We start from the raw sequence: 13,647 nt of genomic DNA, 5'->3' as shown, positions 1-13,647 counted from the left end.
TCCCGCTCCCACGACGGAGCCGACATCTGCCGCGCTCAGTACTACAGTCCAGTTTTCACGTAGCCGCCGCTCCGTATGCAGTCCCAACGCGGAGACGACCCGGGCCTCCGTTCTCCTGTTCGTTCGTTCCTCACCCAGCTGCCCCTCGGACGGCCACTGAGCCCTTGCCGGGCTGACGGTGCTGATCGTGCGCTGGACCGTCCTGCGCGGCGACGAAGCTCCCGGAAGACGGTATTTGGGCGATCCGCAGGCGGCCGGTGCCGGTCGCTCATTCGCACCTCCCGTCACCGATTCACGCTTCCGGCCGTCGGTGTCCGGGGCGGTGCGCGCTGGCGGCGATCAGCGCGGTCACGCTCGGATGCCATGGACGCGTGGCCGGGCCGGTCAGGACGAGTCGGCGTTCGAGGAGCGGTCGCAGGGGGACGAGGGTCAGAGCGTTCGGCAGCATGCTCGCGGCCAGCGAGGGGAGGACCCCGACTCCCAGTCCCGCTTCGAGCATGGCCAGCAACGTGGACAGTTCACGGATGCGCCGCGTCGGCCGGAAGGGAATGCCCGCCATCGAGTGGAGATGGCGCAGTGGGGCCTCGAAGCCGGACGTCGTGACCAGAAGCGGATCCTCCAGCAGGTCGGCCAGGTCGATCGTCTGCTCGCCCGCCAGCGGATGGTCGGTACGGACGACGGCTTCGTAGCGGTCGGTCGCCACGTGCAGGCCGCCGGACGGCGCGGGCCGCGGGTCGATGAGGATGGCCGCGTCGACGGTGCCGTTCTCCAGCCACTGCTCGATCTCGTCGTCGACCGCCTCGAAGGGAGTGACCTCAAGGAGAGGCAGGTGGGTGTTCCACTGGCGCAGCAGGGAGGGGAGCAGTCCGCGAGCTGCCGTAGGGGGAACGGAGAGGCTGATCGGTTCCGTGTTGTCGTTGTCGTGGTGGGTCGTGGCGGCGGCGTCGAACGCGCGGGCCGCGGCGAGTGTCGCGCGTGCGTGCGGCAGAAGCACCTCGCCGAGCGCGGTGGGGCGCGCCGGTGTGGTCCTGCGGACGACTTCGCCGGAGAGCGATCGTTCGAGCGTGGCCAGCGTGTGGGAAACGGACGACTGGCTCATGTCCAGCGCGGCCGCGGCGGTGCCGAATCCTTCGTGGTCGACGACAGCGACGAACACGCTGAGCTGTCGCAGGGTCACTTCCATCGAGTATGCCGATCGAGAGATGAAGCTCATCTATTTGCTTCATCTTAATCAGGAGGTCACGCTGGACGGCACAGCACCGCGCGACGACGGGAACGAGGAAGAACGACATGCGCTCCACCTCCGAGTACCACCCTCTGGACTCCGGCGTTCACGTTCTGGACAACCCGGTCTTCGCGTCGCTCTCGAATCCCGCGCACGCACGGCTCGCACGCCGCCGGGGCAATGTGCTGCGCTACCTGGAGGACGTCTCCCCGTTCATGGGCCTGCCGGATCGTCCGACAGAGCAGGACTGGCAGGACGCCGCCCGGCTGCTGAGTTCGGGCACCGCCGGTTACGTCCACCACTCGGGCGGGATTCCCCGTGCCTGGACCGTGGTGAAGAGGCTCGACGTCCTGCAGATGACAGCACCCGCAGCCCCGCCCGGTGCGGCCGACGAGCGTGCGGTACGGCTGACCGCCGCGGACGTCCCCGAGATGCTGGACCTCGCGCACCGCACCGCTCCCGGCCCGTTTCACGCACGCACCATCGAGATGGGCGAGTACCTGGGCATCCGGCAGGACGGTGTCCTGATCGCCATGGCCGGTGAACGCATGCGCCCGGCGGGCTGGACGGAGATCAGCGCCGTGTGCACGTCGCCGGAACACCGGGGAAAGGGCCTGGGCCGAAGCCTCCTCACGACCGTCCACTCCCGGATCACCGCCCGCGGCGAACTGGCCTTCCTCCATGTCGCGGCGACGAACGTCGGTGCCGTCCGACTCTACGAGTCACTGGGATACGAGACCCGTCACGAACTGGCCCTCACGATCCTGCGCCGCCCGGACCTCGGCGCTCCTGACCGGGATTGACCTCATCGCTCCGAGTGCGGCGGGCCCTTTCACCATGCCTGCGCTTGCGCAGGTTCCATTTCGCCGACCGGGCCCGTCCCAGGGCGGTGAAGGCGGCCCGGTGTCGTACGGCGGTCAGATCGCGCTCCCCCCACAGTGCGTCGAGATGAGGCGGCACCGTGCGCGGGGAACCCCTCAGGGCTGAGCCCTTAACTCTTCCAGCCGGTTGACGCACGCGTCGAGTTCACCCTGAGGCGCGTCCCAACCAGCCTTCACGACCACCGCTCGCAGCCACTGCGCAGCCGATTCGATCCGGAAAAGAGTCCCGGAGAAGTCGAACATCACACCCTTGATCATGAAGCCGATCCTGGCGGCGCCGACGCGCCGACGCGCCGGCCGCAAGCCCTCCCGCACAGGCCTGTAGGCCCGGGTTTCACCGAAAGCAGGTCATCAGGGTGATCGCCGCCTCGTGGCCGTGATGAGGACTGTTGAAGACGGCCAGGGATGCTGCCCGCCTTGGCGTGCGCGGGAGCGGTCAACTGCGCCGCGGCATCCAGTCGTTCGGCCGCTTCCGCTTTCACGGCCTCGACCACGTCGTCCTCGCTCAGTTCACGCCGGGCCGCTTCGGTGGTGCCGGCACCGACCGGCGACTGCTCAAGGGACAGGCTGCGCGGCGCGGTCTCCTCCACGGGCACCGCCTCGGCGTTGTCGAGCGCGGCAAGGGTGGTACGAAGGGCGCTGACCGTGGCCTTGTCACGCGCGCGCATCGCTGCCGGCGGCGCTCGGCGCATGGGAAGACGTGGAGACATGGCTGGTGACCCTAGGGGGTGCCCGGGAACCCACACCGCGATATGCGTGTCGCCGGCAGGGCAACCGGGAGCATCCCTCGCGGGTCTACCCACCGATGACACACCATCAGGTTTCGTCGTACACGGGGAAACGGCGAACCCGGCGTCCTGAGGGGGGACTTCATGCGCATGCGCCCGACCGTCGCCGTCACTTTCCTGACGGCCACCCTTTCCGCGTCGGTGCTTCCGGCCACCGCACGCGCGGCGGACCCGGCCGCCGCCGACAGCACCACGTTCTCGCATGTCGTGGTCAACGGCGGCAAGGACATCGTGCTCGGCCCGACCACCAGAAAGACCGTCACGATCACGTGGACGGCCCAGGACCCGGAGGGCATCACCGCTTCCTGGGCCTATCTGTGGCACGGCCCCAACACCGACGACGCCGACGGCATCCTGCCGCAGTACCCGCCGACGGGCACTTGCGTGGTCTCGGCGGCCGACCCGACCACCTCCACGTGCAAGGTGAGTTTCAGCGTGGACGCCGTACGGGACGTCGACCACAACGCCCTCGCCGGCGCCTGGAAGGTACTCGCCGGGGCACAGGACGCCAGCGACGACTGGACGGAGACCGACGTCGTCGGTACGGCCGACATCAAGCGGTCGGCCAAGGCGACCGTCAACGCCTCGCCCGAGCCGGTGAAGAAGGGCAGGACGATCACGGTGACCGGGAAGCTGACCCGCGCCAACTGGGAAAGCGGCAGCAACACCGGCTACCAAGGCCGGACGGTCCAGCTTCAGTTCCGCAAAAAGGGCAGCTCCGTCTACACCGCGCTGAAGACCGTCACCAGCGGATCCGGCGGCTCGCTGAAGACCACAACCAAGGCGAAGACCGACGGTTACTTCCGCTTCGTGTTCACCGGCACCGCCACCACCGGCCCGGCCACGGCTGCGGGCGACTTCGTCGACGTGAGGTGACGAACCGGGCCGCCGCAGCGGAGTAAGGCGACGGCCCCCGCCGGAATCGTCCGCTTCCCAGTCGGGGCGGTCGCGACGCATGCTGCGGGCGCGCAGATCGGCGGTCATCATCCGGCCGCGCTCGACAGGGCGGGTGGAGTCCTCGACGACCGTCTGCACGATCTGGTCGTCCAGGCCCGCCGGGTGAGGCCGCCCTCGCAGGGCATAAGCGAAGTAGCGGCGGGCTTCCCAGGGCGTAAGCGAGGTAGCGGCGGGCTTCGGCGAGCAGGTGGTGGCGTGTGAAGGCGCCGCGCATCACGTACACCACGGTTACGGTGGCGACGGCCGCCAGGACGACGTCGACCACCGGCCGCACCCGGGCCCACACCGCAGTGGCTGCCGCCCGCGCCCGCACGGCGCGTGCTGGGAGACGACGTCGACGCCCCGAACGCCCGGATCGCCGATGCCCTCTACCCCCTCGCGCAGCTCGGTCAGCGACCTGGCGGCGGTGGGCTTCGGGCGGCGCGTCCCCATTCAACGCGCCCCCAGGAGCCGGGGATTCACCCCGATCCCGAGACGCTGGACGGCCGAGCAGACCTACGGCTGGCTCATACGACCTCATGGCCCTCAGACTCACCGGCGAAGCCACCCCGAACTGGCGCGGAACCTGACATGGGACCAAAAACGAATCACAGGACCAAACACTCAGTACGGCCCGGTCGCACGAGCTGCGGCTGCTCGCGGCGCATGAACCACCGGATCGAAACCGGCCCCGCACAGAAGCGACCGATCACCAACACGGTGCGCTCACCCCGATCGGCAGCACCTGCTAACAAGATCCCCGACCGCGTCAGGCACTCAGCCGGGTCGTGCTCTTTCCGTTGGTCCACTGAGCGGAACAGTGCGCGACAGGAGGAGTCCCAAGGATCACTCTTCGACCAGCAGTCCGGCGCGGACCCCGGTCATGTCCGCGCGAGCGGGTTCCGTTGATGCAGCAGGTATTGGGGGACAAATGGAGCAAGGGACGGCAGATCTGCAGCCTCGCGGCGTCCGGTTCACCATTCTCGGACCGCTTTCCGTTACCGGCGGGGGCAGGAATGGACCGGTCCCACTCGGACCCCCCAAACAGCGCATGCTTCTTGCTGTCCTGCTGTGCCGTCCCAATGGCTTGGTGCCCGTCGAGATGATGATTGACGCGCTGTGGGACGGCGGCGTGCCGAAGACCGCGCGGAAGAACGTCCATGTCTACATTTCGGCGCTGCGCAAGCTTCTGGAAGACGTTGGAGCGGGCGGGCGGCTGCTCAGCCGGGGAAGCGGCTATCTGCTGATGGTCGGCGAAGGGGAGTTGGATGCGCTGCGGTTCCGCAGCCTGGCCCGTGCCGGACGGGAGGCGTCAGGCCGCGGCGCGCTCGTTTCTGCGTCCAGGCTGCTGAAGGAGGCGCTGAAACTGTGGAGCGGGCCGTCGCTGCCGGAGCTGCGCAACTCGCGGGCGATATCGGCCGAGGCGGAACGTCTCGACACCCGTTTTATACAGGTGTACGAGGAATGGGCGGAGGTTGAGCTGCAGTTGGGCAACGCCAGGGAGGTCGCCGAGACCATCGATGACCTGATGGAACTGCATCCCCAGCGCGAACGCCTGCGGGCCACCCATATGAATGCCCTGTTCCAACTGGGGCGGCAGACCGAGGCGTTCGCCGTATACGAGGAGTACCGGCAGTTCTTGGCAGGTGAGTTCGGTCTGGGCCCCAGCCCGGTACTCGAAGCTCAGTATCGCTCGATGCTGGCCTGAGTCCGGTCCGGACCGGACGGCTCAGGTCGTCGGCGCCACGGCCAGGGTCGGCGCTTGACGTCCCGTGAGCATGCGCAGTGTCCGACCGCGCCCGGTGCCGGTGAGGTCGTAGGGGACGAGCATGATCTCGTCGACGCCCAGGGTTTTCGCGACCCGCTCGATGCCCGACATCACCGTGGACCGGCCGCCGTGGACCACCTGTTGGTCCTCCAGGACCTTGCGGGCGAGGAACTCCTCCCGGGCCTTGTCCGGAGGCTCGCCCAGGGCGGTCACCCGGCGCCGCACGGCGTTGCACGCGGTGTGCAGTGCCAGTTGCTCGGCCTCATCGTCACTCCCCGCGCACAGTACCTTCAGCGAGGCGATGACGTAGGGCCGGGCACCTCGCGGGCCGGCGTCGAAGGTCGCACGGTAGCGCTCCACCGCCGCCGGGCGGCACTTGGACTGGCCCAGGTGGAGCCCGTAGACGAACGGCAGCGACCGCTCGGCCGCCGTTCGAGCGCCGTTCTCGCTGGTCCCCAGGACATACACCTGGGCCGGTGAGGCGACCCGCGGAGACAGGTGCAGGGTCGGGCGCTCCGGCTCGATCGGCGTCCGCGCCCAGGTGGGCGGGTCCAGGAAGCCCATCAGCTCGTCGATCAGGGCGGGGAACTCGAACGCTGCCCTGGCGTCACGCCTGAGCGCCGCCTCGAGCAACTTGGTGTGGGCCCCGGTGCCGCCGGAGGAGCGGCCTACGCCCAGGTCGATTCGGCCGGGATGCAGTGCACCCAGCGTGGCGAACTGCTCGGCCACGGTGTAGGGAGCGTAGTTGGGCAGCATCACCCCGCCTGCACCCACGTGGATGCGCTGGGTGCGGGCGGCGACGTGTGCGATGAGTACCGCTGGTGCACTGCTGACGGCGTCGAGCGAGGCGTGGTGTTCGGCGACCCAGAATCGGTGGAACCCGCATTCCTCAGCGGCTTGGGCGACGCCGACCACCTCCCGGATTGCCTGTTCGGCAGGCATCTGCCTGTCCGTCGCTCCCAGTTCGAGCACGGACTGCAGGACGGCGGGACGGGCGCTGTCGGCGCCGACGGGCATCTGTGGCGTGGTCACGAGGGGCTCCTGGCAGGTGCTGGTGTGCTGGTCTGTGGGGGCTTGGGCAGGGCGACGGGGACGGCTGCGAGCAGGGCGAACGCCATCGCGAAGGCGGCGGCGGTCGTCGGCAGTGACAGCCGGGCCAGCAGCAGCCCGGCAGCCAGCGGCCCGCATGGCTGGACGATCTGAGCGACCAAGCCGCTCGCGGTGATGACACGGCCGTAGATCTCCTCCGGCACGGCGACCGCCATGATCGTGCCGAACGTCGCCGAAATCACCGGGATGAGCAGGCACAGGGCGCAGAACCCGGCGACGAACGCGATGGTGCTCCCGCTGGTCCAGGCGACGGCCAGCAGCACGGCCCCGGTGGCGGGACCCGCGACGAGGGTCGCTTTCAGGGAGACGTGTCGCTGGACGTACGGGGTGAGCAGGGAGCCGGCCAGTCCGGCCACCGCTGCCGCGCTCATGGCCGTTCCCACCGCGACCGCGCCGTCGGGTCTGCTGCCCACGCCGAGGATCAGGGCGAACGTGAGGGCGGAGAAGGCCAGGTTCAGCCCGGCGCCGTACAGCACGCACCAGCGCATGAACCGGTCTCCGGCCAGGTACCGCCACCCTGCGGTGAACCTCGTCAGGAACCGCTCGGCGACCGGCTGCGGACCCGCTGCTTCCGCGTCCCTGCCGCTGGGCGCCCCGTCAGGGCCCCGGCCACGGCGTGGCGCGCGGACCACCACGGCCACGCACAGCGCGGAGACGCCGAAGGTCAGCGCGTCCACCGCGAGCGGTACGGAGGGTTCGAGCGCCAGCAGCAGCCCGGCCGCCGCCGGCGCGGCGATGTCCGCGCCGTACGCCCGCGCCTGGTTCAACGACAGCGCCGCACCCAACTGCTCGGTCGGCACGATCCGTCGGATCACCTTGCTCTGGGCCGGGCGGAACACTTCCAGTGCCGCGACCGACACGACCACCGTCACCAGAGCCAGCGCGACCGGCACCGGCCGTAGGAGCACGTACACCGCCAACGACCCGACGGCGACCAGCCGGACCAGGTCGGACCCGAGCATCAGCGCACGCTGGTCGCAGCGGTCGCTCAGGTAGCCGGCCGGCAGCCGTGCCACCAGGCCGACGGCCAGGGAGACCGTACCGACGGTCGCGGCGACCGTGGTGGAGTTGCCCGACGCCAGCAGCACCAGCGGCAGCACGATGTACGTCATCGAGGAGCCGAAGTCCGACAACGCCTGGCCGATCCACAGCAGTTGGAAGTCCCGGTTGCGGCTGAGCCGTGGCACGGCGGCGGCCGGTACCGGGGGGACGGTGGCGGTCATCCACGGCTCCCGGAAGCTGTCGGTGGCTCCTTCAGCAGGTCGTCCAGCAGGAAGTTCGTGTTGGTGCGCGCCCCGGGGCGCGCCCTGCGGAACCGGTCCAGGAAGAGCGCGACACCGGCCGAGCCGCTCGCCAGGTCGCAGCACTCCCGTACCGACTGCTCGCCGGGGAACACCACACCCTCCGGCCGCCGCACCGCACTGCACAGCACGGCCTCGGCCGCCCGCTGCGCGTCGCCCAGGAGCTCGGGGTCGCCCAGGAACTCGTAGGCGTCCAGCAGGGTGTTGCCGATACCGCTGATCCCGTGGAACAGCTGGGGAAACGTCGTGTACTTGCGCCGCACGTCCGGCAGTAGTTCATCGATGCGCTTACGCAGGCTTCCGTCCCCGGTCACGTAGTGGTAGCGCAGCAGGGTGGTCAGGATGCCCGCGGTGCCCTCGTCCCAGTACTGGCGAAGTACCGGGGACGGTTTGTCGTCGGTGCGTGCGACGGCCGGGAAGGACAACCGTCCTGTGGGTGAGTACTCGCCGCAGGCCAGATCGAACTCCAGCCCCGCGCGGCCCAGTTCCAGCACGTACTCGTCATCGGTGGCCGCGTGCAGGGCCAGCAGGAACATGGCCACACCGGACGCGCCCTCTCCGTAGCCGACGGGGACGTGCTTGCCGGAGCCGGTCCAGTGGGCCCGCACGCCCTCATGCCGCGCGCTCCGCGCGAAGTGCTCGCCGATCTCGCGGGCGCGGTCCAGGAACTCCGTGCGGCCGGTGTCGCGCCACAGCCGAAGGCAGGCCATGCCGTGCCCGGCCGCCCCGGTCAGCACGCCCGGCTCGGTGTACAGCAGCCGATGCCCCGCGGCGTCGCGCAGCACCCGGGCCGCCACCTCGCGATGTCCCATCGCCGACAGCACCCAGGCGACACCTGCTGAACCGTAGTAAAGGCCCGGTGGCAGCGCCTCATGACCTGTCGGCTTGCGCAGCGCCCAGGTGAGAAAGGTGTCCGGCACCTCGCCACCCACGGTGTGGAGTGCGTAGAGGCAGCCGTAGGCACCGTGCGCGACGGACAGCGGGTTGGTCTCGAAGACCAGCGGGTCCGCCGGGAAGAGCCGGTCCTCCCGCTGCAGATCGGCAGTACCGTGCAGGAACGTCACCACGCCGTCCAGCGTGGTCTCGATCCGCTGTCCCAGGTCGGCCGCGGACTCCGGTTCGGGTGTCACCGGGTGTGCCAGCGGCGGGGGTTGCTGCCAGGCGGTGGTGAAGGGCAGGTCGGTGAGACGCCGGCGCAGCGCGACCGGGTCGGGCAGCGGCGCGTTCTCGTCGTACAGGTCCCGGATCAGCGCGACCAGTTCTCCCGGCAGAGCCAGGTCGGCTGCCACCTCGTCGAGGAGCCGCAGCGGGATGTCGTGGTCGACCAGGTCGTTCGAGTGGCAGGCCAGGACGCAGCACAGCATCAGCCCGCCCAGCGCGTAGTAGTCGGTGCGCCGGTCGCCGCGCCCCGCGGCCATCGCCCGCCGAGTGACCGCACCCGGGGTGCTGAGCCCCGCGCCGCCCTCGGTCCCCTCATGGAAGGCGGACTCCAGATCGATGACGCGGATCCGGTCGTCCGCGGTGACCATGATGTTGGTCATCGACAGGTCGCCCAGTACGATGCCTCGCTCATGGCAGGCCGCGATCGCGTCCGCTGTCTGCACCCACAGCAGACGGAACCGGTCGTAGTAGTCGGCCAGCCGGGCCGGGGTGAGGTCCAAGCCGTACAGGGGGTTCTGGGCGATGCTCAGGTGGCCCAGATGACTGCCTTCGATGTAGTCCTCGGCGATGAACGCGTGCTCCCACTGCTCGAAGAACGCGACGGGGCGCACGAACAGACCGGTGTCGGCCAGTTCGGTCAGCAGCTGGTACTCATGGCGCAGCAGGTCCACCGCGTCGACGCCTCTGGGGCCCACCTCGACATACGGCCGGGCCTCGCGCAGCACCACGTCGGCGCCGGTCTCGGTGTCCACGCCGCGGTAGATGCCGCCGCGGTTGCTGAACGCCAGCGCACTGCCGACCTTGAACCGGCCGCCCAGCAACCCGTTGCCCGCGCTCCCACCCCCGCCCGCGGCTCCGTCCTTGTCCGTTTCCGTTCCCTGGTCCGCACCCGTGTACGGATCCTGCGCCCAGTCCGGGACGAGCCAGTAGGGGGTGCGCACATCCGGGACCAGCGAACCGTCGGGGGCCTGGATCATCAGATCCCGCAGGCCCAGCGGCTTGAGCTCGAAGCGGCTGACGAACCCGCCGTAGCGGTAGGACACCACCCGCGATCCCGGACAGCGCCGGTCGGTGAGGACATAGGGTCCGTCCAGCCCCGCCAGGGCCTGGGTCAGCGCTGCCGCGACGGCGCGGAACTGCGTGTCGTCGTCCGGGTAGACGGTGATGAACTTCCCACTCGATGCGCGGGGGAACGACTTTCCGTTGGCCTCACCCACTGCCGGGGGGTCCATCAGGAACTTGAAGCGCACCCCTGCATCCCGCATGACCGGCAATGCCCGCCGTAAGGTCTCGGTGCTGTTGCGTGAGGTCGACGAGACGTGCAGCTTCCAGCCCTGGCCGACTACGGGCGCGCCCGGCGGTTCGGCGATGATCCAGTAGCCACGACGCCAGGTGTGCCAGTCGTCCGGCAGCGCCGACCGGTATGCGCGCATGTGCTCGCTGCTCGGCATGCGCCGGCTGAAGTTCTCGAACCACCGCGGATGGTGACTCATGTAGGACAGCATTGTTTCCCACGGCCGCTGCATATCAGCCCGCCCCATTTCGCGCTCATGGTTGTGGTCCGGAACCTGTTGGCCCGAGGATCTGACGCTGCGAGCGGTCCCGGACGGGACGAAGGGCTTTGTCCGATGCAATCCGGGACCGCAAGCACTAACTCGCTGTCAGCAGCTGAAGAGGTAGCAGGAGCTGCAGCTGTCGACGATGACGCCGGTCTGGCTGTCGTCCTCGAGGTCGAGGCTCTGCAGCGACAGCACGAAATCCGCGTCGGTGAATCCGTTTTGCTCAGTCATGGGATCTCCACTTCCGATCGAAGGTGAATTTTTTCGCCACGACGACGCCCGATAAATGCCCTGGCGGGTTCGGAGAATCCGCCCGGCGATTTAACGGGATTCGCTGACATCCTCGATACTGGGCGGGCCCGCTTCGAAAACGGTATGCCGATGGTATGGATTCAGTACGTTCCCAGGCCCGGAGCCGCGGACCTCGGTGCCACCAGTCACGGCGGCTGCGATTCCCGGTAGGGGGCCGGATCGTAGCTGGCCAGCGATCTATCGAGGGTGCTCGTGGGCATGTACGGGCGCCGCGATCATCAACTTTTGTGACAATGCATCAGAGTGCGGTGGCTGCGGAAGCAACCCCGGTCCGTCACGCCGGTGCGGCGTCAACCAGCCTGTGGAATGGCGCTGTTGGTGATCGACGCCCGGCCCATATCGTTGCCTCATGTGGTCATATGCGGTGTGGGGGCTGGTCGGTGCCGCCCTGTACAGGTGTCTCATCGTCCGGGCTGCCTTCCTGCGCGACGAAGACCCGTTCACACACCGGTACGGGCGGTGGGACTACCCCGACGGGCCCGGCGTCGGCGCACTCGTCGCAGGCCTGTGCGTGCACGCGCTTCTGGGCGCGGCGGTCGGCTGTACGGCGGCGACTCTGGCCGGCACGGCGGGGGCGGCGAATGCGGTCAGGTCCATGATCGCGCTGGTCCTGGGGGTCGTCACCCCGATCGTGTTCAAGCCGACCGGGCGGCTCGTGCTCCGGATCCTGATACCCGATGCCCTGGACGGGGGAACGGAGATACGGCTGACCGACCGCCGGTACTGGTACACGCCGCCCGGCCACCCGCCCGTGGCCGCCGACGGATCGTACCCGTGGGCCGACGACCTGGCCCGGCGCATCCGCGCGCAGGAGGTGGCCCGGCCGGTCAACCTGAAAGGCGCCCACCTCAACGGGACGGACCTGACCGGGATGGATCTGCCCTGGGTCTACGCGCAACTGGGCACACTGCCGAGGGTGTGCCTGCGCGAGGCGAACCTGTCCCGGAGCTTCTTCTACGTGGCGAATCTGATCGACGCCGACCTGACGCGGGCTCGCTTGGACCGCGCGGAGCTGGGCTCGGCGAGGCTGGTCCGGGCACGGCTGACAGAGGCCGACCTGACCGGAGCGGACCTGACGCACGCGAACCTGATGGACGCGGACCTCGCGGGAGCACGGATGCGCGGAGCGAACCTGGGCGGTGCGGTGCTCGTCCGGGCGAACCTCACCCGTGCCGACCTGACCGGGGCGTGTCTTGAACGGGCCGACCTGACGGGTGCCGACCTGAGCGGCGCGGAGCTGACGGGCGCGAACCTGGCCGGGGCGCGGTGGACCTCGGAGACCGTCTGGCCCATCGGGTCGGCCGACCGGATTCGGGACGATTCGGAGCAGCTCTTCGATGACTCGTACCGCGTGCACGGCTGGTCGCCCGAGCCCTACAAGTCCAAGGAGAAGAGTCAACCTCCCTTCTTCCAGAGGCTGTTGATCGCCTTCTGCGATGCTGCCCCGGCGTTCCGGCCGCTCCACGCCGGTGACGTCGGCCACGGCAAGGAGGCGCGGGCCCACCGTCCCGCCAGACCCGTCGGGCGGGACGGCCTCAGGAGTGCGTTGAAGTCCGGCACGGCCGTTTCCCTGTCCGGCGCGCAGCTGCACCGTGTCGATCTCGCGGGCGTGAGCCTCGCCGGAACGGACCTCAGCCGGGCCGACCTCACGAAAGCGATCCTGACGGCCGCCGACCTGAGCCGGGCCGACCTGACCCGGACACGTCTGACGCAGGCGAATCTCTCGGGAGCCAAGCTGAAGGGCGCGAACCTGGCTGGAGCGAACACCGTGAGCGCGGACGTGACGGGGGCGATCCTTACCGGCGCGAACCTGGCCGGCGTCTACCTGATGGGCGCGAATCTGTCCGGCGCCCACCTGACCCGTACGAACCTGACCGGCGCCCTGTTCTCGGGGACGAATCTGACGGGGGCCGACCTGACCGACTCCGACCTCACCGATGTCGCACTGGACCAGGCGGACCTGCGCGGAGCGAAGCTCCTGCGGGCCCAGCTGACCTCCGCCGACCTGAGCAAGGCCGACCTGACCAAGGCCATCCTCACGGAAGCCGACCTGACCTGCGCCCATCTCTTCGCCGCGGACTTTTCCCAGGCCCAGATGATCAGAGCAAAACTCACTCTGGCCTTTCTGTACAACGCGAAGCTCACGGGCGCCGACCTCACCCACGCGGACCTGGCCGGAGCCGACCTGACCGGAGCGCGCCTCAGAGGAGCCAAGCTGGTCGGAGCCCGGCTGCGCGGCGCGGACCTGGCCGGGGCTGACCTGAGTGGAGCCCGCACCGACGGCGCCGACTTCGCGGAGGCGGTCTGGTCCAGCACGACCAAGTGGCCCGGCACGATAGCCGCCACTATCCGAGATCACTCCGAAACCGCCCCCGACGGCACCTACCGCGTACGCACCGGCACCCCCGGCAAGCGCCACTCCCCCACTACGGGAACCTCTGAACCGTAGACCGAAGCCGTCCAAAAACCTCCGCATCCAGTTCGACCGACTGTCGTACGGGTCTTTCCTGGGTTCGTCCGCTCTCGCGGATCTGGACTGGCTCTCTCGGTGAAATCGGAAGCCGTGCAGGCACGCGAAACTCCTCTCCACGAGCCGGCGGTAGGTG

General features: G+C 69.3%; 11 protein-coding genes. 4 read left to right on the top strand and 7 right to left on the bottom strand.

Translation table 11 applies throughout. The annotated features are described in order from the left end of the window. Positions 1-292: 292 nt before the first annotated feature. Positions 293-1,183 (bottom strand): LysR family transcriptional regulator, encoded by an 891-nt coding sequence (locus OHT77_RS44565; RefSeq protein WP_328834503.1) that lies wholly within the window; start codon positions 1,181-1,183, stop codon positions 293-295. Between the two features lie 107 nt (positions 1,184-1,290). On the opposite strand from OHT77_RS44565, the gene OHT77_RS44560 reads away from it, so the two are divergent. Then, positions 1,291-2,028: a GNAT family N-acetyltransferase gene (locus tag OHT77_RS44560; RefSeq protein WP_328834094.1), complete on the top strand. Its 738-nt coding sequence runs from the start codon at positions 1,291-1,293 to the stop codon at positions 2,026-2,028. Positions 2,029-2,202: 174 nt separating this feature from the next. Here OHT77_RS44560 and OHT77_RS44555 read toward each other — a convergent pair whose 3' ends face one another. Continuing rightward, positions 2,203-2,364: a hypothetical protein gene (locus OHT77_RS44555; protein ID WP_328834093.1), complete on the bottom strand. Its 162-nt coding sequence runs from the start codon at positions 2,362-2,364 to the stop codon at positions 2,203-2,205. Continuing rightward, complete coding sequence (locus OHT77_RS45125) at positions 2,361-2,774, bottom strand: hypothetical protein (RefSeq protein WP_420313546.1); 414 nt, start codon at positions 2,772-2,774, stop codon at positions 2,361-2,363. Before OHT77_RS45125 ends, OHT77_RS44555 begins: the two co-directional genes overlap by 4 nt. Before the next feature lie 204 nt (positions 2,775-2,978). Here OHT77_RS45125 and OHT77_RS44545 point away from each other — a divergent pair, with 204 nt between their 5' ends. Next, positions 2,979-3,770, top strand: coding sequence for a hypothetical protein (locus tag OHT77_RS44545; RefSeq protein WP_328834092.1), 792 nt, complete (start codon positions 2,979-2,981; stop codon positions 3,768-3,770). A gap of 1,111 nt (positions 3,771-4,881) precedes the next feature. After that, a complete protein-coding gene (locus tag OHT77_RS44530; RefSeq protein ID WP_328834091.1) occupies positions 4,882-5,538 on the top strand; it encodes an AfsR/SARP family transcriptional regulator in 657 nt (218 codons plus the stop codon). Positions 5,539-5,559: 21 nt separating this feature from the next. Here the strand turns inward: OHT77_RS44530 and OHT77_RS44525 are convergent, their stop codons facing one another. The 4 genes from OHT77_RS44525 to OHT77_RS44510 all read right to left on the bottom strand — a co-directional run bounded on the left by OHT77_RS44525 (position 5,560) and on the right by OHT77_RS44510 (position 10,960). Then, positions 5,560-6,630 (bottom strand): MsnO8 family LLM class oxidoreductase, encoded by a 1,071-nt coding sequence (locus OHT77_RS44525; protein ID WP_328834090.1) that lies wholly within the window; start codon positions 6,628-6,630, stop codon positions 5,560-5,562. Beyond that, the gene (locus tag OHT77_RS44520) at positions 6,627-7,931 is read right to left on the bottom strand and encodes an MFS transporter (RefSeq protein ID WP_328834089.1); all 1,305 of its coding nucleotides are present in this window, start codon (positions 7,929-7,931) and stop codon (positions 6,627-6,629) included. The genes OHT77_RS44525 and OHT77_RS44520 overlap by 4 nt, the downstream gene beginning before the upstream one ends. Beyond that, positions 7,928-10,663, bottom strand: a complete 2,736-nt coding sequence (lanKC, locus tag OHT77_RS44515) for a class III lanthionine synthetase LanKC (RefSeq protein ID WP_328834088.1) — start codon at positions 10,661-10,663, stop codon at positions 7,928-7,930. Before lanKC ends, OHT77_RS44520 begins: the two co-directional genes overlap by 4 nt. Positions 10,664-10,831: 168 nt before the next feature. Further along, entirely contained in the window at positions 10,832-10,960 is a 129-nt protein-coding gene (locus OHT77_RS44510; protein ID WP_328834087.1) for a hypothetical protein, read from the bottom strand. A 430-nt stretch (positions 10,961-11,390) separates the two neighbouring features. Between OHT77_RS44510 and OHT77_RS44505 the strand changes: the two genes are divergently transcribed. After that, entirely contained in the window at positions 11,391-13,490 is a 2,100-nt protein-coding gene (locus OHT77_RS44505; protein ID WP_328834086.1) for a pentapeptide repeat-containing protein, read from the top strand. Positions 13,491-13,647: the final 157 nt, after the last annotated feature.

It is taken from the genome of Streptomyces sp. NBC_00252 (assembly GCF_036187565.1).
Classification (GTDB): domain Bacteria; phylum Actinomycetota; class Actinomycetes; order Streptomycetales; family Streptomycetaceae; genus Streptomyces.
Note: the sequence above shows the minus strand (reverse complement) of the source record. Positions and strands in the feature narration are given on the sequence as shown.